Here is a 25,762-nt window from a genome sequence, read left to right as displayed (position 1 = left end):
TCATGGTGCCCCCCGCGACGTCCGTGCCGCCGGTACAGCGCTCGTGCTCCGCGAGTCCCTGTGGATGCTCGGCGCACCGCGCGTACCGCCGGCTGTGCTGTGGTTCCTGCTCGGCCGGCTCCGGACGTCAGGGGCGGTCGCTCGTCGAGCGCCGCCTGCGGCTGACCAGGAGCGCTGTCGCTCCACCGAGGACGAGGAGCGCGGCACCCGAGATGAGCAGCACCTCGTCCGCTCCGGTCTCCGCGAGCCCCGAGCCGTCGGAGCCGCTCGCGCTCGCCCCCTCCTCGCCGGAGCCGTCCCCCGCCACGCCGCCCTCTGCGGCGCCGTCCTCCGCCGCGTCGGACGCGACGATCTGCTGCGACGAGAGCACCGTGCCGTCGGCGTCGGTCGCGACGAGCGAGAACGTGCCGGGTTCGGCGAGAGTGACGGTGAACGACGCGAAGCCGTTCGTGGTGCTCTTCGTCGAGGCCTTGGTACCGGCGATGGAGATCGCCCCGTCGGGGACGTCGGGCGAGCTGATGGTGAGCGTGATCGTCGGGTTCGCGACGGGTCCGCCGACCGTCACGGTGAACGCCTCACCGGGCGCGGGCGTCGTGGTGGAGATGCCGACCTCGTACTCGTCCGCCTCGTAGGCGGACGCCACCATCGGTGCTGCGGCCAGTGCCGCGGCCAGGAGCAGCGTTGTCGCTGCGCGTCGAACGTTCATGTCAAAGGCCCCCTGCCTCGATCGAGTCGCGGGGGCCCAGCACACCTCCGGCTCCGCGGAGACGATGCGCCACGGATGCCCGGCCCCCCGCCGTGCAGTACTAGGAGAACACACCTTGCTCGCACCCGGAAGCGGGAACGCTGTCGCTCGTCGTCCGTGCACCGGGAGTCTTCGTCACCGAGACGATGCCCGGTTGGTTCTTTCCGCTCACGACCTGGTATCGGTACGTCTGCGCGGCTCCTGGCTCGAGGTCCACCGTGCGTCCACCGACGACCAACCCGTCGTGGACCTGCGAGAAGAGACCCAGGTCCGCACCGCCGTCGGAATCGGCGCCCCGGATCGCGCCGTGCCGGGGTGCGTAGACGAGCAGGTTGGTGTGTATCGTCCCGTCGCCGCCCTGCCCGAGGACGTACCCCGGAAGCTCGGCGACGTCGTCGGGCGAGAGGATCGACGTGAGGGTCACGGCGACGGTGAAGGCCTGCGATCCGTCGGGGCGGCACGTCAGGTCCTCGACGGCGACCCTCGCGTCGAGGTAGTAGCCGACCTTCGCGGCCGACGACGCGTTGAGGAAGACGCCGACCACAGGCGAGCTCTCGCCGGACGCGTCGGTCTCCGCGCCCGTCAGCTCTCCCGACAGCACCGTTCCTGCGAGCCGACCCTGCTCGCGCTCGTCGGCGGACCACACGAGCAGCCTGCCCTCGCGCGCCGACCGGGCGAGCGCATCGACGACGCGTGCCGGGCTGCCGTCGTCCAGGCTGGTCAGCGCCCGGAAGACGGCATCGGCTGCTCCCGCCAGCACGACATCCTGCACCGCAGGCTCCTCGTATCGGCGGTACACCCCGTCCAGGAGGAAGGCGGCCGCGTCGTCACCGGTGATCCGGACCTCGGCGCCGGCCGGGTCGGTGAAGGTGACGGGACCTGTCGCCTCCAGCAGACCCTGCAGCGCGACGGGGTCGACCGCGAGGACACCGTCCACCTGCGTGCCCGTGCGGTCCGCCCAGTTCGCCCGCGCGAGCTGAGCGGTACGGGGGAAGTCCGGGGTCGACGTGGCGTTGACCATGAACCGCCCGAGGTCGTCCCCGAACAGAGCCTTCTCGGGACCGGCGAGGTCCAGGACGCTCTCGTCGTAGCCGCCGAGGTCCTTGCCCGCCCGCACCTCCACCAGCTCCACCGCGCCGCCCTCGGCGCGCAGGTGCAGCACCGACCCGGCGATACCGCCCGCAGCGCGGGGTTCCGCGTTGTTCTGGACGAGCACGAGGTAGTCCCGAGGCCCGTCGGCACCGAGCATCGGCGGCAGCAGGTCGACGGCGCGCGCCGCGGTCGCCGTGGCCGACCGGACCTCGACGAGCTGCCCGGCGAGCTCGTCGACCGCGCTCGCGAGCTGGGGTACCAACGACCCGGTGTCGATGCCCTCCACGGTCTCGAGCGCCGAGCCGACCGACGCGTCGGCGGCGAGAACGTCGGAGCGTGCCTCCTGGAGCGGTGCGAGGTCCACGACACCGCCCGTGGGCACGAGACGCCCGGGTGCGGCGACCTCGGCCGCGCGCGCGAGGCGCGGCAGCGCCTGCGCGGCCAGCTCGTCCACGGCGCCCGCCACGTCGGCGAACGCACGGGCGTCGTCACCGACCACCGGTAGCGCCGACGCGATGCGCCAGTGCGGGCCGTGCGTCGCCCGGGCGGCCGTCGCAGCCTCCTCCTGGACCGCGACGAGGGTCGCAGAGGCGTCCTGCCCCTGCTGGACCTGCGTCTGCAGCGCCGGCAGGTCCGCGGCGACGCTCTCGAGAGCGGCTCTCGCACGCAGCGCGTCGAGAGCGAGCCAGGCGGCCCAGGCGAGGACGACCACGACGAGCACGACGACGACGCGCAGCCCGCGACGCCGGCGCCGTCGCCGAGGCCGAGGCGTGGGTGGCGACGGTGCTCGCGGCGCACGACGCGCACGCACCGGCGTGGCGGGCCGCTCCTCGACGTCGACGCCGGTCATCGCACCGGTCCATCGCGGACCCCAGCCGTCATGCACCATGCCGCCCCCTGCGACTCGCCCCCTGGGCCACCGCCCGGTAGGGCGACACCGCTCGCGCTAGAGTAACCAGCCCGCCGACGCCTCGCCCGGCGGTCGAGAGGAGAGCCTTGCTGTCGATGCTCGTGGTGTGCACCGGGAACATCTGCCGGTCCCCCGCCGCCCAGCTGTTGCTGGCGGACGTGCTCGACAGCTCGGTCTCGGTCTCGAGCGCCGGCACGCGGGCCCTCGTCGGGGCCGCCGTGGCCGAGCCCGTGGCACGCCGCCTGACCGGTCTGGGCATCGACACCTCCGGGTTCACGGCGCGCGCGCTGGACAGCTCCCTCGTCGAGAGGAGCGACGTCGTCGTGACCATGACGGCCGAGCACCGTGCTGCGGTGCTCGGCGTCGTCCCGGGCGCCCTGCGGCGGACGTTCCTGCTCACCGAGCTGGTGCTCCTGGCCGAGCACGCCGGCGCGGACGCGGTGAGCGGCAGAGACGACGAGGCGCGGCTGCGAGCCCTGGTCGCCGCGGCCGGTCGCACGCGCGCGACGATCGGTCCCGCTCGGGCGCACGACGTCGCAGACCCCTACGGCCGCGAGGACGCCCGGTACGCGGAGATGCTCGCGGAGGTCCGGGAGCAGGCGACCCGGCTGAGGTGCGCTCTCCGGAGGTGACGTCGGCCCTCCTCCCAGCCCCCTGCGCGGGAGGAGGGCCGACGCGTCGTCACGGTCCCTGGAGGATCGTGGCGACGATCACGACGATTCCTCCCCAGAGCGCCAGCCCGCCTCCGCAGCCGACGGCGAGGCCGTCGGCTCCGGTCGTGCACCGCCCGCGCACCCGGCGTCCGAAGAAGATCGCAGCTGCGGCCCCGGCGACGACCATCACCCACCCGATCGTCACCCAAGCCATGCGAGCAGCATGCAAGAGGCCTGTGACCGTTCACATCTTGGACGGGAGTCCAGGTCTCGGCGCTTTGGGCGGAACGTACCGTTGGCCGCCCTCGCACCGGTCGGATCGTGATGTAGACCACACCGCACAGGCCCCGAGCGGTCTGCCGGTCAGACCTCGGGCACCTCGCGCTGTGGCTGCCCGACGTACTCGCTCAACGGCCGGATCAGCGCGTTCGCCGCACGCTGCTCCATGACGTGGGCGGTCCAGCCGACGACGCGCGACGCGACGAACAGCGGCGTGAAGATCTGCGTGTCGAAGCCCATGAGGTGGTACGCCGGGCCCGCGGGGTAGTCGAGGTTGGGCAGGATGTCCTTGCGCTCGGTCATCGCGGTCTCGAGCGCGGTGTAGAGGTCGAGGAGGTCCTGGCGGTCGTAGTGGCGCACCAGGTCGTCGAGCGTCGCCCGCATCGTCGGCACGCGCGAGTCGCCGTGCTTGTAGACGCGGTGGCCGAACCCCATGATCTTGCGCTTGCTCGCGAGCGCGTCGTCGAGCCACGCCTCGGCGCGGTCCGCGGTACCGATCTCCGCGAAGGTCGCCATGACGGCCTCGTTCGCGCCGCCGTGCAGCGGGCCCTTGAGCGCCCCGATCGCACCGGTGACCGCGGAGTGCAGGTCGGAGAGCGTCGAGGTGATGACGCGCGCGGTGAAGGTCGACGCGTTGAACGAGTGCTCGGCGTACAGCACCATCGACACCTCGAACGCCCGCACGACGGCCTCCTCGGGCTCCTCCCCGAACGCCATCCAGAGGAAGTTCTCGGCGTAGGTGAGGTCGTCGCGCGGCTCGACCAGCTGCAGCCCGCGGCGACGGCGCTGGTCGAGTGCGACGACGGCGGGCAGGACGGCCCACAGACGCAGCGCCTTCGCCTGCTCCGCCTCGGGCGACGAGTCCTCGGCGTCCCGGTCGTGCGCGCCGAGCTGCGACACCGCGGTGCGGCACACGTCCATGGGGTGACACGTCGTCGGCAGCTCGAGGATCGCGTTGCGGACGTTCCCCGGCAGGGCGCGGTGCGCGCGCTCGACGGCGGTCTGGTCCGCGAGCTCGCCCCGTGTCGGGAGCTCGCCGTGCCACAGGAGGTACGCGACCTCCTCGAAGGATCGGCGCGCGGCGAGGTCCTGCACGGGGTAGCCGCGGTAGAGCAACGAGTTCGTCTCGGGGTTCACCTTCGAGACGGCCGTGACGTCGACGACGACGCCCGCGAGGCCCTTGCGGATCTCGACGCCGTCGTCGGTGGTCGGTGCGCCGGAGCTGGTCATGCGGTCACTCCCTCGTGAGGTGGGTCAGGTCGTGTGCGGTGGTCCGTCAGGGGCGGTAGGTGAAGATGCCCTCGTCGAACTGGTTGTAGGCGGCGTAGTCGAGGAGCTCGTAGAGCCGCGCGCGTGTCTGCATGCCCTCGACCTGGCCGGCCTGGGTCCCGGTCGCGGCGATCTCGTCGAGCGCGCGCTCGGCGGCGCCCATTGCGATCCGCAGGAGCGTCACCGGGTAGATGATCAGCGCCACGCCGGCGTCCCCGAGCCGTCGCCGCGTGAACAGCTCGGACTTGCCGAACTCCGTCATGTTGGCGAGCACCGGGACGTCCACCGCCGAGGCGACGGCCTCGAACTCCCCGAGGTCCGCCATGGCCTCGGGGAAGATCGCGTCCGCGCCGGCGTCGACGAGCGCCTTCGCGCGGTCGACCGCGAGCCGCAACCCGTCCGGGCCGGGCACGGTCCCGCGCACGTCGGTGCGTGCCATGACGAGGAAGCCGGGGTCGCGGCGCGCGTCGGCCGCGGCCCGGACGCGCTTGACCGCCTCGTCGAGCCCGACGACCTCCTTGCCGTCGAGGTGACCGCAGCGCTTCGGGTTCACCTGGTCCTCGACGTGGGCTCCGGCGACCCCGGCGTCCTCGAGCGTCTGGACCGTGCGCGCGACGTTCATCGGCTCGCCGAACCCCGTGTCCGCGTCGACGAGGGTCGGCAGGTCCGTCACACGCGCGATCTGCTGCGAGCGCCCCGCGACCTCGGTGAGCGTCGTCAGCCCGATGTCGGGCAGTCCCAGGTCCGCCGACAGCACGGCCCCGGAGACGTACACGCCCTCGAAGCCCTTGTCCTGGATCAGCCGCGCCGACAGCGGGTTGAACGCGCCCGGCACGCGCAGGGGCTCGCCCGACGACCGCGCGGCGGCGAGCGCCGCACGGAACCCGCGCCGCTTGTCCGACGGCGTGACCTGGCTGTACAGCATCAGGCTCCCTCCCCCTCGGTCTTCTCGTGCATGGTGAAGCCCTCTCCCTCGACGTCGGGTGCCGCCGGCTCCCGCCCGAGCTCGAAGAGCCCGGTCGGCGGGGGCACGGAGTCGAGGAGCCCGGGCCGGCCGACGATCGTCAGCTCGCGCACCTCGGCCGCCGTGAGCGACGGCAGCCGCTCGGCGAGGCCGAGGAAGCGCTCGACCTCGGCGTCCTCGAGGACGCCCGCGGCGAGCGTGCGGAACTTGCGGACGTACTGCTCGCGCCCGAACGGACGGGCGCCGAGGGGGTGGGCGTCGGCGACGGCGATCTCGCGGACGATCCTCCCGCCGTCGGCCAGCTCGATCTCGACGCGCCCGCCGAACGCCTTCTCCTGGGGGTCGGTCGCGTGGTAGCGCCGCGTCCACTCGGGGTCCTCGGCCGTGGTGACCTTGTGCCACAGCTCGACGGTGTCGGGCCGACCGGCCCGCTCGGGGGAGTAGGAGTCGACGTGGTGCCAGCCGCCGTCCTGCAGCGCGACCGCGAAGATGTACGGGATCGAGTGGTCGAGCGTCTCGCGCGACGCGGCCGGGTCGTACTTCTGCGGGTCGTTCGCGCCTGATCCGATGACGTGGTGCGTGTGGTGGCTCGTGAAGATCGTGACGTCGGCGACGTTCTCAGGGTCCGCGAGCCACGGGTTCTCGTCGTGCAGAGCGCGGGCGAGGTCGATGAGCGCCTGCGACTGGTACTCCGCGGAGTGCTCCTTGGTGTACGTGTCGAGGATCGCGGTCTTCGCCTCGCCGGGGGCGGGGAGCACGACGTCGTACGCGGCGTCGGGCCCGTCGAGGAGCCACGCGACGACGCCGTCCTCGCCCTCGTAGATCGGCTCGGGCGACGTCTGGCCGCGCATCGCGCGGTCCACCGCCTCGACCGCGACCTTGCCGGCGAACGCGGGGGCGTGCGCCTTCCACGTCGAGATCTGGCCCTTGCGCGACTGCCGGGTCGCCGTCGTCGTGTGCAGGGCCTGACCGATCGCCTGGAAGACCGTCTCGGTGTCGAGGCCCAGGAGCGTGCCGATGCCCGCGGCGGCCGACGGACCGAGGTGCGCGACGTGGTCGATCTTGTGCCGGTGCAGCGAGATGGCGCGCACGAGGTCGACCTGGACCTCGTAGCCGGTCGCGATCGCGCGGACCACCTGGGACCCCGTGGCGCCGACGTGCTGCGCGACCGCGAGGACCGGCGGGATGTTGTCGCCGGGGTGGGAGTACTCGGCCGCGAGGAACGTGTCGTGGAAGTCCAGCTCACGCACCGCGACACCGTTCGCCCAGGCGGCCCACTCGGGGCCGGTGCGGGTCGCGAGGTCGCACCCGAAGACCGTGGCACCCGGCCGGTACGGGTGGGCGAGCGCCTGGCCGCGCGCGGCGACGGCAGGGCCGCGCGTCAGGCTCGCCGCGGCGACCGCGGCGTTGTCGATGACGCGGTTGACGATCATGTCCGTGACCTCGGGCGTGACCTCGACCGGGTCGGTCGCGAGCTCGGCGAGCTTCCACGCGAGCTGGTCCGTGCGGTCGAGCGGCTCCGCGCTCGGGTAGACGCGCAGGTGGTGGGTGTACGGCATCGGTGGCTCAGCTCTCGTCGGTCGTGGCAGCGTCGGTGGGGGCAGCGCCGGTCGTCGGAGTGACGGCGGGGTCGGTCGGGGCGCGCAGCGCCTGGTCGGCCAGCGCTGCGCTGCGGTCGATGTGGGTGATCATCGCGGCCTCGGCCGCCACGGCGTCACCTCGTGCGACGGCGTCGGCGACGGCACGGTGCTCGTCGACGTGGTCGGTGGTCCCGACGCGACCGCGCGCGGCGAGCGCGCGGTACCGGTCGACGTGGCCGCGGATCTGACGCAGGAGCGCCGAGCACCAGCGGTTGTCCGCGAGCGCCTCGATCTCGCCGTGGAACTGGGCGCCGATGCGCAGGACCTCGTCCTCGTGGTCCCGGACGGCGTCCATGAGGGTCACAAGGCGGGCGAGGCGCGCGACGTCGTCGGGCCAGGCACGCTCGCACGCGTCCCGGGCCAGCAGACCCTCGAGCCGCGCGCGGACCTCGTAGACGCGACGCGCGTCCGCGACGTCGAGCGGCGCGACGCGCACGCCGCCCGTGGGGAGCTCGACGACGAGCGCCTCCGCCTGCAGGAGCCGCAGCGCCTCGCGCACGGGGGTGCGGGACACCCCCAGCCGGCCGGCGAGCACCGGCTCGGTGAGACGCTCACCCGGTACGAGGGTCCCGTCGATGATGTGACCGCGCAACAGCTCGTACACCGCGCGCGCGCCGGACTGGCGGCGTGCCAGCGCGGGGTCGGGACCCTGCGGCCGACCGCGGGGGCCCACCGCGGTCCGCAGGTCGGGCGTGGTGGTCACCCGACCATCGTGGCACCTGACTGCGCACTTGTATACAGGTGTGGGCGAGGACCCGCGCCGCGCGGTGCGGTCGGCACGCGAACTGCGCTCAGGGGCCGAGCGGTCCCGCGTCGCCGGGTCGCCAGTCCTCGTCGTCGTCGACGGGAGCCATGCGCTCGGCCATCTCGAAGTGCCAGACGACCAGCTCGTCCAGCGGCACGCGCGAGCGCGTGGTCCGGGCCACGTCCCGCCCCTCGACGGACCAGAGCGGCGGGTAGACGCTCAGGCCCTCGTCGAGGCCGACCGACGCGATCTCGTCGTACCACCCCGGCCACCGGGCGGACGAGTAGAAGTCTCCCGCGCCCCCGCTGACCGCCCACTCGAGGAACGCTCCCTGGCCGAACCCGAGGTCCAGCCACGCGAGCGCGCCCGGGTCGAAGTAGTGCACGTTCCCCAGCGGGCCGTCGAGCCCACCACCGTTGATCGCGAACGTCCCCCCGAGCACGTCGTACGCGACGACGAGGACCGACGGCGCGGCGCTGAACTCGTCCGGCTCGCCGAGCCCGTTGACGGACGCGAGGTCCGGCAGGCCCGATCCTCCCCCACCCAGCAGGCGCAGCCACCCGCCGTCGACCAGCACGCCGCCGGTGTGCAGTGCGAGCGCTCCCAAGGTCGAGCGGACGGTGACCTGGAGCCGGAAGAGCACCTCGAGCGACCAGGCCGGGGCCGGGACGACCTCGACCGTGCCGCGACCGAGCATGCGCGACAGCGTCGGCCACGCGGGCTCGTCGACCGCGGCGAGCTCCGCGGCCGTCTTCAGGGTCATGTCTCGGATGATGCCAGATATTGCCGCCCAAACGAAGAAATGCTATGAGCGGTCCGATCGCCCGTCCAGGTCATGGCAGGTCAGCGCCAGGACGAGGAAGCGTCGGGTGAGAGGAACGTGCACGTCATGCGCTCACCGGCCGGCTCCGGCACCGGGAGGGATAGCGTCCTGGTCGTGGACCCATCGAGCACGAGCCCGCGTCCGCGGGGCATCACCACGACCGCGGCGACCGTCGCGGCGCTCGGCGGCATCGCTCTCGCCCTGACGGCGGCGTTCGTCGCGCCGTCGGTCCTCGACGCCGACGCCACCGGAACCGGCCGGACCGCCGGGCCGACCGACGACCCCGTCGTCGGCCCGGCGCCGAGCGGGGCAGTCGACCCGGACCCCACCACGCGCGGCGCCGACGTCCGGGCAGCGCTCGACGCGTTGCCCGGCGTCGCGAGTGCTGTCGTCACGCCGTCGTCGAGCGGGCTGTCGGCGGAGCTCGAGCTCGCCGCTCCGCTGCCCGGACCGGGCGCCGCGCAGCGGACGGCCGACGACGCCCGCGATCTGCTCGAGGGGCAGGGCCGGTGGCAGCTGCTCGTCACCGGCACCTCGGCCGGCACCTCCGCCGGCACCGCTGCCCTGGAGGTGTACGCGACGTCGGACGACGGACCCGGCCTGCTCGGTACCGACCCCGTGGCGCACGCGGTGCGACTCGTCGGCCACGACGGGGTGCGGTCCGTCGTGCTGACCGCGGAACGTGCCGACGTCGAGGTCGCCACCGCACCCGACCTCCTACCGGTCGCGGGCCTCGTGCGCGACGACGGGCGCGGCCTCACCAGCATCGTCGTCACCGGGTACGGGGCGGGGTCGTTCGACGGCGACGGCACCTCGGTCCCGGACGACGCGGTGCTGCGCCTCGTCGCCGACGTGGCGGCACGCGCGACGGTCACGCAGGTCGCGCACGAGGCGCGACGCTCCGGGGTCCCGTCGGGCCCGTTGCTCACGGTGGTCTCGACCGCGGACCCGGCGACGCTCGCGCGCTGGCTCGCCGCCACCGGGTACGACGGCCCTCCGCTCGCGTACCAGGTGCAGGGGATCGCCGACGACGGCGCGTCCGCCACCCGCTCCGGCACGCTCCCCGGCGCGTCGGGTGCGGCGGCCGGCGCCCCCGCCGGTGCGTGCGCCGCCGCCGACCTGTCCGTCACGGCGGGCGGGTTCGACGCCGCGCTCGGGCGCCGGTTCCTGACCCTCACCGCACGCAACGACACCGCCGGCGCCTGCGTGCTCTCCGGCCCGCCCGGCGTGCGGTTCGTCGCGTCCGACGGCGCCGAGACCGACATCCTGCTCGAGCCCGACACCGCGACGGGCCCCGACGGCGGCGGCCCGGTCGAGCTGTCCCCGGGCGGCACCGCGACGGCGACCCTCACCTGGCGTGGCGGGTCGACCGCGGGCGACCCGCCCCGGGTGACGAGCCTGCTCGTCGCGCCGCACGGCTCCGGGGCGGACGGCGGTGACGTCGTCGTCCCCCTCGCCGGGACCGAGGGCGCGACCGAGGGTCTCGACCTGCTCGACGGCGGGTCCGCCCAGATCGGGGCGTGGACGACGACGCCGGGCTGAGCGTCTCTCGCCGTCCGGCCCGGTCAGCCCGGCCCGGTCAGCCCGGCCCGGTCAGCCCGGCCCGGCCCGGTCCGGTCCGGTGACGTCACCCGAACGTCGCGGTGAACACCTGGACGCCCGCGGGGACGTCGAGCTCCACGACGCCCTCGGTCGGGCCGTCGCCCTCGAGGACCGGGTAGAGCGTGGGGTTCCCGGAGACGTCGATCTCCCGCTCGGTCGTGCGGTCGTCGTGCGTGACCCGCGCCGTCACCGTGCCCTCGCCCCCGAGGACCGTGAACACGTCGGTGGACCGGTAGGCGAGCCGGAGGCGTGCGTCGTCGGAGACCGCCGTCGCGCCCTGGAAGTCCACCTCCCACGTGCCGCCGAGCGAGAACGTGTCCTGCGGCTGGTCGTCGGTGAGCGCGAACTCCTGCTCACCCGCGGCGTACGTGGGCTCGCCCGAGTAGTTCACGACGCGCTTGATCGAGAAGTAGGTCTCCGGGGTGGTCTCCTCGTCCGGCGTCGCGTCGCCCACCGAGGTGGGTGCGGGCAGCTCCACGCCCGGGTTCGCGTCCTCGAGCAGCTCGCGCACGAGCTTCTCCGTGTTCTCGTAGCCCCCCTCGCCGAACCGGATGTGACGCACCGTGCCGTCCGCGTCCACGAGGTACTGCGCGGGCCAGTACCGGTTCCGGTACGCCGTCCACGTGGCGTACGAGTTGTCCTGCGCGACCGGGTAGGTGACCCCGAGGTCCTCGGCGCCCGCGACGACGTTGCGGGTCTCGCGCTCGAACGCGAACTCGGGCGTGTGCACGCCGATCACCTCGAAGCCCTCGCCCACGTCCTGGTACTGCTCGTACCAGGCGTTGACGTGCGGGATCGCGCGCTGGCAGTTGATGCACGAGTACGTCCAGAAGTCGACCAGGACGACCTTGCCGCGCAGCCCCTCGAGGTCCAGCGCCTCGCCGTCGGGCGTGTTGAGCCAGGTGTCGATGCCGCGGATCTGCGGTGCGGTACCGCACTCCTCGAGCTCGGACGCGCCGTTCGAGCAGTTGGACAGCTCCCGGTTCTCGTCGGTGACGAGGCCGCCGAGGTCGAGCGCCTCGCGGACCGTGTCGTTCTCGTCGACGCGCTGCTGGAGCGAGCCCGTGTAGTCGGGCAGCGCCCGCTGCAGGGCCGCGGGCGCGTCGAGCGCGAGCGCACCGGCGAGCACGATCATGACGACGCCGCCGGTGATCCGGATGCCCCGCGTGTGCCGCTGGAAGCCCTTGACCCGCTCGGCGACGCGGCGGCCCGCGAGAGCGAAGACGAGCAGCGGGATCGCGGCCCCGATCGCGAACGAGACCGTCAGCGCGACCGTCCCGGGCCCGACGTTCCCCGTCGCCCCGGCCACCGTGATCGCCGCGAGCACCGGACCCGCGCACGGGACGTACAGCACCCCGAGACCCAGACCGAGGACGAACGCGCCCCGGTCCTGCCGGGCGGCGCCGCGGCGCGCACCGAGCTGCGCGATGCGCTGGAAAGGACGCTCGAGGACCTCCTCGAACCGCGGCACGATCATCCCGATCCCGATCAGCACGAGCAGGAGGATCCCGGCCCAGCGCAGCAGGTCCTGCGGCAGACCCAGCGCGGTCAGCAGCAGCGAGCCGAGCAGGGTGAAGACGCTGAAGCTCAGCACGAGGCCGGCGATCACGAGGTATGGGCGCAGCGATCGCCGACTCGTCCGCCGACCGGACCTCGTCCACCCGCCCGGGTTCGCACGGCCCGTCCCGCCGGGTCCCGTCGCATCGGGTCCCGTCGTGCCGGACCCCGTCGTGCCGGAACCCGTCGTGCCCGACGCCGCGCGGTCCGCCGCGTCGTCGTCGCCCGAGAGGTCGACCGTCAAGGTCCCACCGCGCGAGGGGCGTGACGACACGGTCCGCGACCGCCCCCCGACGCCGACCGCCTGCGGCAGCCCGGCGAAGAGCGAGGACGAGACGCCGGCGCTCTCGGTGCTGCCGGCCGCGTCGGTGCTGCCGGCACCGGGCGCGGCACCGTCCGATCCCCCCGGGGTCGATGCACGGGCCGTGGTACGAGCACCCTGCACACCCCCGGCGAAGAAGATGACGGGAAGCATCGGCAGGATGCACGGCGAGATGCCGGTGATGAGGCCACCGAGCAGACCGATGAGGATGAGCGTCTCCATACCCACGGTTCGTCGCGGCCACGTGCATGGATGGGTCCAGCCACCCACGCACCACGAGATCGACCCGTCCGCTGCGAGATCGACCCTCTGGGGGTCGATCTCGCAGCGGACGGGTCGATCTCGGCGTCGTGCGGGTGGTGTCGCGGTGCGTCACATGGTCGGCATGAGGACCGTGTCGACGAGGTAGACCGTCGCGTTCTGCGTCATGACGCCACCGCAGACGACCTTCGCGTCGTTGACCATGAGGTCGTCGCCCGAGCCGGTCACCTCGACGGTGCCGCCCTCGACCGTGGTCTGCTCGCCGACGACCTGGTCAGGCGTGAGCTGCCCCGGCACGACGTGGTAGGTCAGGATCGACGACAGCATGTCGGCGTCGGTCTTGAGCGTGTCGATCGTCGCCGGGTCGATCTTCGCGAACGCGTCGTCGACCGGTGCGAACACCGTGAACTCGTCGCCGTTGAGCGTGTCGACCAGGTCGACGTCGGGGTTGAGCTCGCCGGAGACGGCAGCGGTGAGCTGGGTGAGCATCGGGTTGTTCGACGCGGCGACCGCGACGGGGTCGGTCGACATGCCGGTGATCGATCCGGCGCCGTCGGGCACCTGCTCGGCGTAGGCCTCGCAGCCCGCGCCCACGAGGTTGGCGGCCGGGTCCATGGCCATGTCCTCGGAGTCCTCGGACTCCATGGAGTCGTCGGCCATGTCGTCCGACATGTCGTCCGACGTGTCGTCGGTCTGCGAGTCGGCGGCGGTCGTGTCGGCTCCGGCGTCCGAGTCGGAGCTGCACGCGGACAGGCCCAGCACGGCCAGGGTGGCGATGCCGGCGACCGCGTAAGAGGTACGGGTGCGAACGTTCATCGGTCTCTCCTCGAGGTCGTCGCCCCGCTGGTGCGGGGCGTCTCGAGGTGGGTTCGGAGACCTGCCCGGACCGGATGGGTCCCCGCGGGGACCTGCTCCGGGAACGAGGGGCGTCAGGCCCCCAGCACGACGATCGGTTCGGTCGTCGGCTGCTGGGACCCGCCCTCCGGCTCCACGGTCATCGCGACCGCGGTCCCCGGGACGTCCTCGACGAGCTGCTCGACGGACCCGCCGTCCGCGGACAGCACCCCCGCCGACGTCGCGGCGCCCTCGGCGTCCACGACCCACAGCTGGTAGTCGCTGTCGTCGCCCGCGTCCGGCAGGTCGCTGGCGCGGAACAGGAAGTCGTCGCCCGCGACGAGCACCGACGCCTCTCCCCCGCCGGTGACGTCGCTGCGCACGATCGTCGCGGACGGGTCCGCGAGCATCCGGTCGACGGTGTCGGCCTGTGCCTCGAGCCGCTGCTGCTCCTGGGTCGCGCGCACCGCGACGGTCGTCGGGACGCCGACCGCCACGACGGCGGCCGCGGCGGCGGCGACGAGCCCCCAGCGCACGCGCGCACGCCCACCGGCCGAGTGCTGCGCGGCGCGCAGCGGAGTCACGCCGGACGCCGAGCCCGCGCGCGGCGTCGCCGAGACCTGCGGGGTGTCGGCCACGCGGGCGAGCACGGAGTCGCGCACCGAGGCCGGCGGCGCCTGCTCGACCGCGAACGCGGCGACGACGTCGCGGAACTCGTCGAGCTCGCGGCGCGCGTCCGGGTCGGACTCGAGCAGGCGCTCGACCGCGCGACGCTCCAGGTCGTCGACGGCGTCCAGCGCGTAGGCGGGGAGCAGGTCGCGCACGTCGGGGCGAATGTCGTCAGCCACGGTTCACCCCCAGGCACTCGCGAAGCCGGATCAGGCCGTCGCGGATCCGCGACTTGACGGTGGGCAGCGCGGCGTCGAGCCGGTCCGCCACCTCGCGGTACGTGTATCCGCCGTAGTACGCCTCGACGACGGCCTCGCGCTGGGTGTCGGTCAAGGACCCGAGACAGCGGCGCACGGCAGCGCCCTCCAGCATGCGCTCGACGTCGTCGGCGACGATGTCGCGCGGCGCGGTCGCCAGGTTCGTGTCGAGGTCGCGCTGGTCCCGGTCGCGGCGCGCCTGCTCGGCCCGCACCCGGTCGACGGCGCGACGGCGTGCGAGGGTCGCGACGTAGGTGCGCGCGGAGCCGCGCGCGGCATCGAAACGTGCTGCCGTCTGCCACACCTCCACCATCACCTCCTGCATCACCTCGGCCGCGTGGTCCGCGTCGCGCAGTACGCCCAGGCACGTGCCGTAGGCGACGGGCGCGAGCGCGTCGTACACGGGTGTGAACGAGGCGGGGTCACCGTCGGCGCACGCGGCGAGCGCGGCGTCGACGGCGCCCGACGGGTTCGTCGTCACGGGTGGTGGCACCCGGACAGTCTGCCGCACGGGCCCGTCTCCTCGCACCGGCACGCGCCGTGGTCGAGCTCGACGGGACGACCTCTCGTCCACGTCCCGGACCGTCCGGGACGAGAGAGGTTCGGCGCCGACGCCCTGCCGGATGGGTCGGGCGACCCAGCTCCCTCGATCGAGGTCCGGGACATCCGGTCGACGTCGCTCAGGTGCCGGACGACGGTCCGTCCGAGGACTCCCGGCGGTCCCGCACGGCGCCGGCGAGCTCACGCAGCAGGTCCGCGGTCGTGCCCCAGTCGATGCACGCGTCCGTGACGGACTGCCCGTAGGTCAGGCCCGACGGCGCGGGCTTCTGCGCGCCCGCGACGAGGAAGGACTCCAGCATCAGTCCCGTGATGCCCTGCTCGCCGTCGGCCAGGCGCACCGCGAGCTCACGGACGACCTCCGCCTGGCGCACGTGGCTCTTGCCCGAGTTGCCGTGCGACGCGTCGACGACGAGCCCGTGCTCCGTGAGCCCGCCCAGCCCCGAGGTGCGCGCGACCGCGAGCGCCGCGGCGACGTCGTCGGGCGAGTAGTTGGGTCCGGTGCGCGCGCCGCGCAGGATGACGTGGCAGTCCGGGTTGCCCGCGGTCTCCACGGCCGCGGCCCGGCCGAGCGAGTCCATGCCGAAGAACGTGTGCTCGCTCGCGGCGGTCACGCAGCCGTCGACCGCGATCTGCACGTCGCCGTCCGTCGCGTTCTTGAACCCCACGGGCATCGACAGGCCCGACGCGAGCTGGCGGTGCACCTGCGACTCCGCGTTGCGTGCGCCGATCGCGCCCCACGAGACCGCGTCGGCGATGTACTGCGGGCTCGTGGGCTCGAGGAACTCGCTCGCCGCCGGGACCCCGGCGTCGAGGACGCCGAGCAGCACCTCGCGCGCGAGGCGCAGCCCGTGGTGCACGTCGTGCGAGCCGTCGAGGTGCGGATCGTTGATGAGGCCCTTCCAGCCGACCGTGGTGCGCGGCTTCTCGAAGTACACGCGCATGACGACCAGGAGGTCGTCGGCGAGCTCGTGCGCGACGGCGGCCAGCCGGGTCGCGTAGTCGAGCGCGGCCTGCGGGTCGTGCACCGAGCACGGGCCCACGATCACGAGGAGGCGGTCGTCGTCGCCCGTCAGGACGTCGCGGATCTCGCGGCGGGACGTGGTGACGAGGTCGCTGCGCGTCGCCCCGAGCGGGAGGTCGGCGAGCATCGTGCGCGGCTGCGGCAGCGCGTCGAGCGCGCGGACCCGGAGGTCGTGCGTGCGAGCCTGCAGCTCGGGGCTGTCCACGGCATCGACGCTATCGGGTTCGTCGGACTGCGCCACGCGGGCGCCTCGGGCGGTCGTGCTGGTCACGGGGACTCCTGGGTTCGTTCGGCGGGGATGCGGGGCCGTCGTCGAGACGGAGTTCGCGTCGGCCCTCACCGGCCCGCTGCCGCCCGTGGTCCCCGCGCGGCCCGTCTCACGACGAAGGGCCCGGACGCGGTCTGCGTCCAAGGCCCTGTGCTGGCTCCGGGTGGTGGTCTGTGGTCAGGCGAACGCCCGCACGGCCCCACCGGGAGCCTGCGTAAAGCGCCAATACCACTGAGACGTCACGGAGGGACGATAGCACGCGTGCCCGCCGCTCCGGACCCCTGAGCATCGCGGCGGAGCGCTCGGCCTACGATCGTGGGCATGCCGATCCCCGACTTCGTCGCCGCCCTGCGTTCCCACGTCGGGACCGACCTGCTGTGGATGCCCGGGGTCTCGGGCGTCGTGCTGGACGACGACGGTCGCGTCCTCCTCGGGCAGCGCGCGGACACCGGGCAGTGGGCCGTGATCAGCGGCATCCTCGAGCCGGGCGAGGATCCTGCCGTCGGGCTGGCACGCGAGGTGCTCGAGGAGACCGGCGTCGAGGTCGTCGTCGACGCGCTCGTCGCGGTGACCGTCACCGAACCGGTCCGGTACCCCAACGGCGACCTGTCGCAGTACCTCGACCTCGCGTTCGTGTGCCACCCGGTCTCGGCCGTCGCCGCGGCCGCCGCGCACGTCGGCGACGACGAGTCGCTGGCCGTCGGCTGGTTCTCCCCCGCCGACCTGCCCAGCGACCTCGCCCTCTCCTCCCGCGAGCGCCTGCAGCACGCGCGGCGCGCGCTGTCGGACCCCGGTGGCGGTCCCTACTTCGCGCGCTGAGCCGCCACGTCGGGACCCGCCTCGCGCGCCGGCTCGCCCGACCACCGCAGCGCGAGGACGCACGAGTCGTCGTGCTCGGGCGCGTCGGCCACGAGTCGTTCGGCCAGGGCGCCCAGCCCGAGAGCGGGGTCGACGGTGCCGACCAGCGCGTCGGTCGCCGCCCCGAGCAGCACCTCGAGCCCGGACTGCAGGTCGCGGTCCCGGCTCTCCACGATCCCGTCGGTGTAGAGCACGACGACGTCCCCCCGTGCCAGCTGGACGGCGGCGGACGCCCGCGGTTCGGCCGTGCGCACCCCGAGCGGCGTCGAGCGCGCGTCCCACAGGAACGCCGACGTGCCGTCCGCCCGCACGTGCAGCGGCGGCAGGTGCCCCGCGCACGCGTAGTGCAGCAAGCCCTCGTCCAGGTCGAGCTGCGCGTACACGAGGCTCGCCATGAACCCGGTGCCCGTGTTCTCGACGAACCGGTCGAGACGGTCCAGCACCTGCTCCGGGCCCGCACGCGAGTCGGCGACCGCTCGCGACGCCGTGCGGAGCTGCCCCATCGCGGTGGCGGCGCCCAGTCCGCGGCCGACGACGTCGCCCACCGACAGAGCGAGCCTGCCCGGCGCGACGCGGTAGCTGTCGTACCAGTCCCCGCCGACCTGGAGCTCGTGGACCCCGGGGCGGTACTCCGCGGCGACCTCGACCCGCGGGTCGAGGGTCAGCGCGCCGTCGAGCATCGCCCGTTGGAGCTCGGCCGCCACGGAGACGCTCTGCTCGTGCAGCGCCGCGCGCGCGAGCGCGAGCGCCGCCTGCTGGCCGGCGGCGGCGAGCACGACCGGGTCGAGCGGGTCGGCGGACGCGGCGCGCCGCGGTTCCAGCACGAGCACGCCGAGCAGCGCGCCCGCGACCCGCAGCGGGACGACCACGGCGCCCGCCGACCGGGTCGACGTCCCGGTGAGCTCCTCCGGCGCGGGACCCACGATCCCCTCGGCGCCTCCCCAGCGCCGCAGCGCGGCGTCGTCCTCGACCAGCCACAGTGCGGCGTCGCCCGCGCCGAGCGTGGAGACCGCGGCGCGCAGGAGGACCCACGCGACACCGTCCCGACCCGCCACGCTCGCGAGGTCGGCGGCCGTCGAGTGCAGCGCGCGGACCCGACGCTCCGACGCCTCGGCCGCGCGGCGCGCACCGACGAGCTCGTGCTCGAACCGGGCGCGCTCCCGCGCGCGGAACATCGCCACCTCGATGACGTGGTGGTCCTCGCACACGCGCTCGACGGCGCTCAGCAGGACGGGCTCACGACCGTCGTGCGTCCGCAGCTCGACGGCGACCTCGTCGACCCGCCCGTCGACGCGCAGCAACGGCGCGATGTGGGTGTCCCAGAAGATGCGTCCGCCGACCGTGAGCAGCTCGCTGAGCCGTCGGCCCACGACCTCGACGGCGCTCGCGCCTCCGACCAGACCGAGGAACTCGGCGTTCGCGTCGAGGACGTGGGAGTCCGCGTCGAGCATGAGCAGCGCGACGGGGACGACGTTCCAGCGCTCCTCGCGGGACGTGGGCATCAGCTCTCCTCCAGCCAGCCCCGCATCGCCGCGACGACGAGGTCGGGGTGGGACAGGTTGGGGCAGTGGCCGAACGAGTCGATCGTCACCAGCTCGCTGTGCGGCAGGTGCTCGTGGACGTACTGCCCCACCTCGGCCGGGGCGATGGGGTCCACGCGCGACTGGACCACGAGGGTCGGCGTGCGGACCCGGCCCAGGTCGGCGCGGTTGTCCCCGAGGAACGTGGCGCGTGCGAAGCGCCGCGCGGCGTCCGGGTCCGCGCGCGAGAAGTAGTCGGCGAGCTCGTCACCGACGCCCGGGCGGTCGGGGTTGCCCGCGATCACGGGTGCCATGACCTGCGACCAGCCGAGGTAGTTCGCGTCCATCGTCTCGAGCAGCTCGTCGATCTCCTGGGCGGTGAAGCCGCCGCGGTAGCCGGCGTCGTCGATGTAGCGAGGGCTCGGGGAGACCAGCACGAGCCGCTCGACGAGGTCGGGCCTGGCCGTGGCGACGAGGACGGCGATCATGCTGCTCACCGAGTGGCCGACGAGGGTCACGGGACCGTCCGCGACGGCCTCGACGATCTCGATCAGGTCGGCCGCGTACCCGTCGAGGGTGGCGTGGCGCTCCGGGTCGTAGGCGGAGTGGTCCGCCGCACCGCACCCGGCGTGGTCGAACACCACCACGCGGTAGGTGTCGGTGAACGCCGGCACGACGAAGCGCCACATCGACTGCGCGCACCCGAAGCCGTGCGCGAGCACCATGGTGGGACGACGCGGCGCCGTGGGCACGCTCACATCCGCGACCACCTGCACATTGAACCGTGCCCGCACATCCACCACGTCAGCGTACGGGTTGCCGGCGCGCTGGCCACCTGCCACCGCGGGTGGAGTTCCGGTCCGCGGCACAATGGGTGCATGCGTGTCTCGGCGAAGGCGGACTATGCGGTGCGGGCGTGCGTCGAGCTCGCGGCGTCCCCGCAGGGCGAGCCCGTGCGCGCCGAGGACCTCGCCGCGGGTCAGGGGCTGCCCGTGAGCTTCCTCGAGCGGATCCTCGCCGACCTGCGCCGGGCGGGGCTCGTCGCGAGCGTGCGCGGCCGGTCGGGCGGGCACCGGCTCGCGCGCCCCGCGGCGGAGATCACGCTCGCGGACGTGTTCCGTGCCGTGGACGGCCCGCTCGTCACCGTGCGCGACGAGCGACCGCCGAGCCTGTCCTACGAGGGTTCGGCAGCGGGCCTGCTGGACGTGTGGGTGGCCCTGCGCACGAGCGTTCGCGACGTGCTGGACCGCGTGACGATCGCGCAGGTCGTGCAGCACGACCTGCCCCCGCAGGTACGGGCTCTCGCCGCTCGCGCGGACGCCTGGGAGAACCCCTGACGGTCGGGCACCGAGGGCCGCGGCCCGGGCAGCGCCGGTTCCTGGCCGCGGCGTCCCGTTAACACGCGCCCACGATGTGATCGCCCTCTGGTAATACCCGACAAGATCAGTCAACCTTGTCGGGAGAGTCGGGGAGGTCCCGGCGGCACGAGAAGGAGCCCGCGGTGCGCACACTGATCCTCCTGGCCCTCGTCGGCCTGGGCGCCCAGCTCGTCGACGGCAGCCTCGGCATGGCCTACGGCGTGACGTCGACGACGCTGCTGCTCGCGATCGGGACCAACCCGGCCGCGGCGTCGGCCACGGTGCACCTCGCGGAGATCGGCACGACGCTCGCGTCCGGGGCGGCGCACTGGAAGTTCGGCAACGTCGACTGGAAGGTCGTGCTGCGCATCGGTGTCCCGGGCGCGATCGGGGCCTTCGTCGGGGCGACGTTCCTGTCGAACCTCGCCGCCGACCTCGCGGCCCCCGTCATGTCGGTGCTGCTGCTCGGCCTCGGGATCTACGTGCTCTCGCGCTTCACGTTCGTCGGCCTGCCGACGGGGCGGCTCGGGCTGCCGCTGCGCAAGCGGTTCCTCGGGCCGCTCGGTCTCGTCGCCGGGTTCGTCGACGCGACCGGTGGCGGCGGGTGGGGGCCGGTCGGGACGCCCGCGCTGCTGGCGTCGGGACGGATCGAGCCGCGCAAGGTCATCGGGTCGATCGACACGAGCGAGTTCCTCGTCGCGATCGCCGCGTCGCTCGGCTTCATGTTCTCCCTCGGCTCGCAGGGCATCGACCTGCGGTGGGTCCTCGCACTTCTCGTCGGTGGTCTCGTCGCGGCCCCGATCGCCGCGTGGCTCGTACGGCACCTGCCGCCGCGCATCCTCGGGTCGGCAGTCGGCGGCGTCATCGTGCTGACCAACGTGCGCACGCTCCTGCGGTCCGACTGGATCGACGCGAGCACCACGGTCCAGGGCGTCGCTCTCGGCGCGATCGCGATCCTCTGGGCGGCAGCGATCGCCTGGTCGGTGCGCGCCCACCGCCGCACACCGACCCCCGCTGCGACCTCCCCGGCCGAGATCACGACCCCCGCCTGACCGGCGCACGGTCACGCTCGGGCGTAGCGGCGGACGAACGTTGTCAGGATGGTGTGCGGGACGTGCACGTCTCGGCCGCGCACACGCGTCTCGACGTCCGCCGCCGTCTCCGGCGGGAAGTAGCCGTACTCCTTGTAGACGCCGATGCGCGTGAGGATCCCGTCGAGGTCGAGCTCGGGGTGGAACTGCGTCGCGTAGAGGTTCTCCCTGAACCGGAACATCTGCACCGGGCACGTGTCCGACGACGCGAGCAGCACCGCGTGCGGCGGCAGCCGGGTCACCGCCTCCTTGTGCCCGACGTACGCCTCGAACTCGTCGGGGACGTCGGCGAGCAACGGGTCGGCGCGGCCGGCGTCGGTGAGGCGGATCGTCACGGCCCCGATCTCCTCGCCGAACGTCTCGTCGACGACCGCACCCTCGTGCAGCCCGAGCGTCCCGACGCCATAGCACGCGCCGAGGAACGGGAAGTCACGGTCCACGATCTCGTCGAGCAGCGGGGCGAGCTCGCGCTCCACACGGCGCTGGACGTCCGACTTCTCGCCGTCGGGCCTGGACGAGTCGAACGGGCTCCCGCCGACGATCACGCCCGAGTAGTCGTCGAGTGCGATCGCTGGGAGCGGACCCGCCTCCATACGCACCCGGTGCAGCTGGTCGGCCCGCAGCCCGGCGAAGCGCAGGACGGCGTCGTGCTCGCCGTCCGCCGCGACGTCCTCGGCGCGCGAGGCCAGCAGGAGGAAGGGCCTCATGCCGACAGGGTACGGAGCGCCCCGCAGCCTCGCGCGCGAGGACGTCAGCTCCAGCGGAAGAGCCGCACGCCCAGGGGCAGCAGCACGGCGGTCCACACCGCCATCACCACGACCTGCAGCGCCGGGAACCCGTCCTCGAACCAGCCCGCGGTCATCGCCTGCGAGGCCGCACCGAGCGGCGTGAGCTGACCGACCTGACGCACGGCGTCGGGCATCATCGGGCCGGGTGTCCACAGCCCCGACAGGAACAACAGCGGGAAGTAGACGAGCGAGCCGATCGCGGACGCAGTGCTCGCCCTGGAGGTGCGCGACGCGATCACCACCCCGAGCGACATCATGGACGTCGCGGTCAGCACGAACGCGAGCGCGACCGTCCCGACCTGCTCCGGCGCGGGGTAGCCGAGCACGAGGGCACCCACCGCGAGCGCCACGGCCGCCGCGGCGGCGATCGCGACGAGGTTGATCACGAGGTGCGCCAGGACGACGCCCTGGGGCCGCATGGGCGTGGTCGACAGACGGCGCAGCAGGCCCTTCTCCCGGAACCCCGCGAACGACACGGGCATGGTGGTGAGCGCGGGCGTGGCGACGGCGGCGGCGAGCACGACGGGCACGTACGCCGCGATGGCGGACCGACCGTCCCACGCGCTCCCGGTACCCGTGATGGGCTCCCGCATGCCCGGGATGGCGAAGGTCACGCCGAGCAGCAGCACGGTCGGGAACGCGAGCGAGAAGAACACGGTGCCGGGCTCGCGGAGCCACAGGCGGGACTCGGTGGCGAGCAGCGTGGGGAACCCGCGCCACCCGTGCGACCGGGCGGCGGGGAGGGTCGGGGCAAGGGTCGCGGCAGTCATCGGTCTGCTCCTTCAGCGGGGCCCACGGCGGCGCTGGCGCCGTCGGCGGGGTCGTAGGTACGGCCCGTCACGGCCACGAACACGTCCTCGAGGGACCTGGGGACGGTGCGGACGTCGTCGGGCACGACGTCGTGCTCGGCCAGGGCGAGCACGACGGCGGGGAGCACCCGCCGCGTCCCGCTGACCTCGATCTCGCGACCGACCTCGTCGATCGACTCGACGTCGACGAGCCCCGCGAGCGTGTGCCACGTCAGGTCGCGGTCAGCGGCGGGCACGCGCAGGCGCACCGTGCGCGTGTCGTCGAGCGCGTCGATCAGCTCGGCCGGGCTCCCCTGCGCGACGACGCGACCGGCGTCGATCACGACGAGCCGGTCGCACAGGCGCTCGGCCTCGTCCATGAAGTGCGTGACGAGCAGGATCGTCACGCCGCGGTCCCGCACGCGCTCGACCAGGTCCCACGTGTTCCGGCGCGCCTGCGGGTCGAGGCCGGTCGTGAGCTCGTCGAGGATCGCGACGCGTGGGTCGCCGACGAGCGCGAGCGCGATCGACAGCCGCTGCTTCTGCCCACCGGACAGCTTCGCGTACGCGACGCGGCGGTGCTCGACGAGGTCGAGCATCACCAGCAGCTCCTCGACGTCCGCCGGCGCGTCGTAGAACGAGGCGTACAGACTCATCGCCTCGTCGACCGTGATCTTCTCGTTCAGCGCCGACTCCTGGAGCTGGACGCCGAGGACGTCGCGGACCCGTTCCGGACGGGTCTGCGGGTCGACGCCCAGCACACGGACGGACCCGCCGTCCGCCTCGCGCAGACCTGCGAGGCACTCGACGGTCGTCGTCTTGCCCGCGCCGTTGGGGCCCAGGATGCCGAAGATCTCGCCGGGCGCGACGGAGAGGCTCACGTCCTCGACGGCGACCTTGCGCGCCGTCGACCCCTTCGGGCCGGGGTAGGTCTTGCGCAGGTTGCGGACCTCGACGACCGGTCCGGCGGCACCGGTCGAAGGGGAGAGGGCCGACGCGGGCGCCGGGAGCGGTGCGGTCATGGTGGCTCCTTCAGGGTGTGCGGCACCCACCCGACGGCGATGCGCCGTCGGGCCCGGATGCGGCCTGGTCGTTGTGGTGGACGGGTCCCGGGTCAGCCCCGGGCGACGCTCGCGGCGAACTCGACGGGACGGAGGGCGAGGTTCCGCAGGACGGCGCGGACGAGGAGCGCCGCGAGGGTGAAGGCCGCGAGACCTCCGAGCGTCGCGGCCCAGACGGGCGCACCGGCGAGGCCGACCCAGTCGGCGAGCGCCCGGCCGAACCAGCCCGACTGGAGGCTGATCTCCGCGAGGGCGGCGGGGACGACAGCGACCGGGACGAGGGCCGTGCCGCCCCAGAAGCCCGCGCGGTAGTAGCCGAGGGCGATCACGACGCCGGCGAGGAAGTACGTCGCGCAGAGCAGCGACTGGACGAGGAGCACGAGGCCGACCTCGGACCCGTCCGCGTAGAGCTGGTGCTGGGCGCTGGTCGCGGACCAGCCGTTGCGGGTGAAGAGCCACCACTGGAACCAGCCGACGGCCGCCACGGCGAGACCGTAGGACACGCCGACGACGACGCCCGAGAGCCACAGGCCGTGCGTGAACGAGCGGCGCGTGCCGCCCGCTGCGACGTGCAGCGCGACCATCGACAGCGGCACCACGATGCCCAGGACGAAGAGGAAGAACCGCGCCGAGTCCATGACGCTGTTCACCGCGTCGACGTCCACGTCGCCGTTGCGCTGCATGACGACGAGGATGGTGGCGCCGACGACGATCGCGATGGCCCAGAACCAGATGCCGACGTACCACGTCACGCCGACCGCGTACTCGGTCGCCGCGCGGACACCACGACGGTGGGCCGCGGCCGCGAGGGCGGCACGCTCCGCCGCACGCTCGGCCGACGGCCTCGGGTGGGTCTCGGTGCTCATCGTGCCTCCTCCCGGTCGGACCCGGGTCGTCGGGTCAGGTGGACGAACAGGTCCTGCACCGGCACGCTGCCGACCTCGAGACCGGCGCCCGTCGCGGCGGCGCGCTCGTCGGTGCCGAACGCGCCGAAGAGCGTGACCTGAGCGGTGCCCCCGAGGCGCTGCCGGGCGAGGACCTCGCGCCCGTCGACGAACCGTTCGACGAGCTCGGCCGGCCCGGTGAGGCTCACGCCGCGCGAGCGGACGTCCTCCGCGGGCTCGGCGAGCAGCACCTTCCCCCGGTCGATGACGACGACGTCCTCGAAGAGCCGCTCTACCTCGTCGATCAGGTGGCTGGAGAGGACGATCGTGCGCGGGTGCTCGGCGTAGTCGGCGAGGAGCGCGTCGTAGAACGCGTACCGGCTCGGTGCGTCCATGCCGAGGTAGACCTCGTCGAAGATCGTCAGGGGCGCGCGCGACGCGAGGCCGATCGCCGCGCCGAACGCCGACCGCTTGCCGCGCGACATCTGGTCCGGGTGCTTGCGCGGCGAGATCTCGAACTCGTCGAGGAGACGCGCGGCGAGGTCCGCGTCCCAGTGCGGCCGCAGCGCGGCGTAGTAGTCGAGCGTGTCCTTCGCCTTGCTGTCGCCCCACACGTCACCGCTCTCGCGGACCAGCTGGACGTGCGTCGTCGACCACGGGTTCTCGAACGGGTCCTCGAGCTCGCCGTCGGCACCGACACGCACCGTGCCGGACGTCGGCCGGCGGAACGCGGCGAGCAGCGCGGCGAGCGTGGTCTTGCCCGCGCCGTTGCGGCCGAGCAGCCCGGTGATGGTGCCGGGGCGGATGGTCAGGGTCGCGCCGTCGAGCGCGGCGTCGTCGTCGCTGCCGTAGCGCACGACGACGTCGCGCAGCTGGGCACCGAACGGCTCAGGGGGGCTCGGGGGCGCGCTCGTGGAGGGGGCGGTCCGGGCGTTCACGGTG

Annotated in this window: 25 protein-coding genes; 5 read left to right on the top strand and 20 right to left on the bottom strand. The window is 73.7% G+C overall.

Going from position 1 to position 25,762, the window contains the following annotated elements; genetic code table 11:
• Window positions 1-127 precede the first annotated feature (127 nt).
• Both IF651_RS11905 and IF651_RS11900 read right to left on the bottom strand, forming a co-directional pair.
• Window positions 128-706: a peptidase gene (locus tag IF651_RS11905; protein WP_191829341.1), complete on the bottom strand. Its 579-nt coding sequence runs from the start codon at window positions 704-706 to the stop codon at window positions 128-130.
• Between the two features lie 100 nt (window positions 707-806).
• Window positions 807-2,687: a DUF4012 domain-containing protein gene (locus IF651_RS11900; protein WP_191829340.1), complete on the bottom strand. Its 1,881-nt coding sequence runs from the start codon at window positions 2,685-2,687 to the stop codon at window positions 807-809.
• Between the two features lie 155 nt (window positions 2,688-2,842).
• Here IF651_RS11900 and IF651_RS11895 point away from each other — a divergent pair, with 155 nt between their 5' ends.
• Window positions 2,843-3,379 carry an arsenate reductase/protein-tyrosine-phosphatase family protein gene (locus IF651_RS11895; protein ID WP_241744394.1) on the top strand — a complete coding sequence of 179 codons (537 nt, stop codon included), beginning with the start codon at window positions 2,843-2,845 and terminating at the stop codon, window positions 3,377-3,379.
• A gap of 49 nt (window positions 3,380-3,428) precedes the next feature.
• Here the strand turns inward: IF651_RS11895 and IF651_RS11890 are convergent, their stop codons facing one another.
• The 6 genes from IF651_RS11890 to IF651_RS11865 all read right to left on the bottom strand — a co-directional run bounded on the left by IF651_RS11890 (window position 3,429) and on the right by IF651_RS11865 (window position 9,060).
• Window positions 3,429-3,614, bottom strand: a complete 186-nt coding sequence (locus IF651_RS11890; RefSeq protein WP_191829338.1) for a hypothetical protein — start codon at window positions 3,612-3,614, stop codon at window positions 3,429-3,431.
• A 149-nt stretch (window positions 3,615-3,763) separates the two neighbouring features.
• Window positions 3,764-4,909, bottom strand: a complete 1,146-nt coding sequence (locus tag IF651_RS11885; RefSeq protein WP_191829337.1) for a bifunctional 2-methylcitrate synthase/citrate synthase — start codon at window positions 4,907-4,909, stop codon at window positions 3,764-3,766.
• 46 nt (window positions 4,910-4,955) lie between these two features.
• Window positions 4,956-5,873: a methylisocitrate lyase gene (gene prpB / locus IF651_RS11880; protein ID WP_191829336.1), complete on the bottom strand. Its 918-nt coding sequence runs from the start codon at window positions 5,871-5,873 to the stop codon at window positions 4,956-4,958.
• The gene (locus IF651_RS11875) at window positions 5,873-7,471 is read right to left on the bottom strand and encodes an MmgE/PrpD family protein (RefSeq protein WP_191829335.1); all 1,599 of its coding nucleotides are present in this window, start codon (window positions 7,469-7,471) and stop codon (window positions 5,873-5,875) included. The genes prpB and IF651_RS11875 overlap by 1 nt, the downstream gene beginning before the upstream one ends.
• A gap of 7 nt (window positions 7,472-7,478) precedes the next feature.
• Complete coding sequence (locus tag IF651_RS11870; RefSeq protein WP_191829334.1) at window positions 7,479-8,255, bottom strand: FCD domain-containing protein; 777 nt, start codon at window positions 8,253-8,255, stop codon at window positions 7,479-7,481.
• A gap of 88 nt (window positions 8,256-8,343) precedes the next feature.
• The gene (locus tag IF651_RS11865; RefSeq protein ID WP_191829333.1) at window positions 8,344-9,060 is read right to left on the bottom strand and encodes a DUF2625 family protein; all 717 of its coding nucleotides are present in this window, start codon (window positions 9,058-9,060) and stop codon (window positions 8,344-8,346) included.
• Window positions 9,061-9,234: 174 nt separating this feature from the next.
• Here IF651_RS11865 and IF651_RS11860 point away from each other — a divergent pair, with 174 nt between their 5' ends.
• Window positions 9,235-10,662, top strand: coding sequence for a DUF4232 domain-containing protein (locus IF651_RS11860; RefSeq protein ID WP_191829332.1), 1,428 nt, complete (start codon window positions 9,235-9,237; stop codon window positions 10,660-10,662).
• Between the two features lie 85 nt (window positions 10,663-10,747).
• Here IF651_RS11860 and IF651_RS11855 read toward each other — a convergent pair whose 3' ends face one another.
• From IF651_RS11855 to IF651_RS11835, 5 genes are all read right to left on the bottom strand, one after another.
• Complete coding sequence (locus IF651_RS11855; RefSeq protein WP_191829331.1) at window positions 10,748-12,823, bottom strand: cytochrome c biogenesis protein DipZ; 2,076 nt, start codon at window positions 12,821-12,823, stop codon at window positions 10,748-10,750.
• Window positions 12,824-12,973: 150 nt separating this feature from the next.
• Window positions 12,974-13,678 carry a fasciclin domain-containing protein gene (locus tag IF651_RS11850; protein ID WP_191829330.1) on the bottom strand — a complete coding sequence of 235 codons (705 nt, stop codon included), beginning with the start codon at window positions 13,676-13,678 and terminating at the stop codon, window positions 12,974-12,976.
• A gap of 113 nt (window positions 13,679-13,791) precedes the next feature.
• Window positions 13,792-14,544: an anti-sigma factor gene (locus tag IF651_RS11845; protein ID WP_191829329.1), complete on the bottom strand. Its 753-nt coding sequence runs from the start codon at window positions 14,542-14,544 to the stop codon at window positions 13,792-13,794.
• Window positions 14,537-15,115: a sigma-70 family RNA polymerase sigma factor gene (locus IF651_RS11840; RefSeq protein ID WP_191829328.1), complete on the bottom strand. Its 579-nt coding sequence runs from the start codon at window positions 15,113-15,115 to the stop codon at window positions 14,537-14,539. Before IF651_RS11840 ends, IF651_RS11845 begins: the two co-directional genes overlap by 8 nt.
• A gap of 187 nt (window positions 15,116-15,302) precedes the next feature.
• The gene (locus IF651_RS11835; RefSeq protein ID WP_338403923.1) at window positions 15,303-16,409 is read right to left on the bottom strand and encodes a 3-deoxy-7-phosphoheptulonate synthase; all 1,107 of its coding nucleotides are present in this window, start codon (window positions 16,407-16,409) and stop codon (window positions 15,303-15,305) included.
• Between the two features lie 384 nt (window positions 16,410-16,793).
• Between IF651_RS11835 and IF651_RS11830 the strand changes: the two genes are divergently transcribed.
• Window positions 16,794-17,291 carry an NUDIX hydrolase gene (locus IF651_RS11830; protein ID WP_191829326.1) on the top strand — a complete coding sequence of 166 codons (498 nt, stop codon included), beginning with the start codon at window positions 16,794-16,796 and terminating at the stop codon, window positions 17,289-17,291.
• Here the strand turns inward: IF651_RS11830 and IF651_RS11825 are convergent.
• Together IF651_RS11825 and IF651_RS11820 are read right to left on the bottom strand one after the other, a co-directional pair.
• Window positions 17,276-18,832 (bottom strand): SpoIIE family protein phosphatase, encoded by a 1,557-nt coding sequence (locus IF651_RS11825; RefSeq protein ID WP_191829325.1) that lies wholly within the window; start codon window positions 18,830-18,832, stop codon window positions 17,276-17,278. The genes IF651_RS11830 and IF651_RS11825 overlap by 16 nt on opposite strands.
• On the bottom strand, window positions 18,832-19,602 hold the full coding sequence (locus tag IF651_RS11820) for an alpha/beta fold hydrolase (RefSeq protein ID WP_338403922.1): 771 nt from the start codon (window positions 19,600-19,602) through the stop codon (window positions 18,832-18,834). The genes IF651_RS11825 and IF651_RS11820 overlap by 1 nt, the downstream gene beginning before the upstream one ends.
• A gap of 126 nt (window positions 19,603-19,728) precedes the next feature.
• Here IF651_RS11820 and IF651_RS11815 point away from each other — a divergent pair, with 126 nt between their 5' ends.
• Entirely contained in the window at window positions 19,729-20,187 is a 459-nt protein-coding gene (locus tag IF651_RS11815) for an RrF2 family transcriptional regulator (protein ID WP_191829324.1), read from the top strand.
• Between the two features lie 164 nt (window positions 20,188-20,351).
• Entirely contained in the window at window positions 20,352-21,260 is a 909-nt protein-coding gene (locus IF651_RS11810) for a TSUP family transporter (RefSeq protein ID WP_191829323.1), read from the top strand.
• 11 nt (window positions 21,261-21,271) lie between these two features.
• On the opposite strand, the gene IF651_RS11805 is transcribed toward IF651_RS11810, so the two are convergent.
• The 5 genes from IF651_RS11805 to IF651_RS11785 form a co-directional block, all read right to left on the bottom strand.
• Window positions 21,272-22,006 (bottom strand): glutamine amidotransferase, encoded by a 735-nt coding sequence (locus IF651_RS11805; RefSeq protein WP_191829322.1) that lies wholly within the window; start codon window positions 22,004-22,006, stop codon window positions 21,272-21,274.
• Window positions 22,007-22,050: 44 nt separating this feature from the next.
• Entirely contained in the window at window positions 22,051-22,857 is an 807-nt protein-coding gene (locus tag IF651_RS11800) for an ABC transporter permease (protein ID WP_191829321.1), read from the bottom strand.
• The gene (locus IF651_RS11795; RefSeq protein WP_191829320.1) at window positions 22,854-23,897 is read right to left on the bottom strand and encodes an ABC transporter ATP-binding protein; all 1,044 of its coding nucleotides are present in this window, start codon (window positions 23,895-23,897) and stop codon (window positions 22,854-22,856) included. Before IF651_RS11795 ends, IF651_RS11800 begins: the two co-directional genes overlap by 4 nt.
• Before the next feature lie 92 nt (window positions 23,898-23,989).
• Window positions 23,990-24,802 carry a hypothetical protein gene (locus tag IF651_RS11790; RefSeq protein WP_191829319.1) on the bottom strand — a complete coding sequence of 271 codons (813 nt, stop codon included), beginning with the start codon at window positions 24,800-24,802 and terminating at the stop codon, window positions 23,990-23,992.
• Window positions 24,799-25,758, bottom strand: a complete 960-nt coding sequence (locus tag IF651_RS11785; RefSeq protein WP_191829318.1) for an ATP-binding cassette domain-containing protein — start codon at window positions 25,756-25,758, stop codon at window positions 24,799-24,801. The genes IF651_RS11790 and IF651_RS11785 overlap by 4 nt, the downstream gene beginning before the upstream one ends.
• Window positions 25,759-25,762: the final 4 nt, after the last annotated feature.

The sequence above is a fragment of the Cellulosimicrobium arenosum genome, from assembly GCF_014837295.1.
Lineage (GTDB): Bacteria > Actinomycetota > Actinomycetes > Actinomycetales > Cellulomonadaceae > Cellulosimicrobium > Cellulosimicrobium arenosum.
The sequence above is the reverse complement of the archived record's forward strand: the minus strand, read 5'-3'. Positions and strand labels throughout refer to the sequence as shown.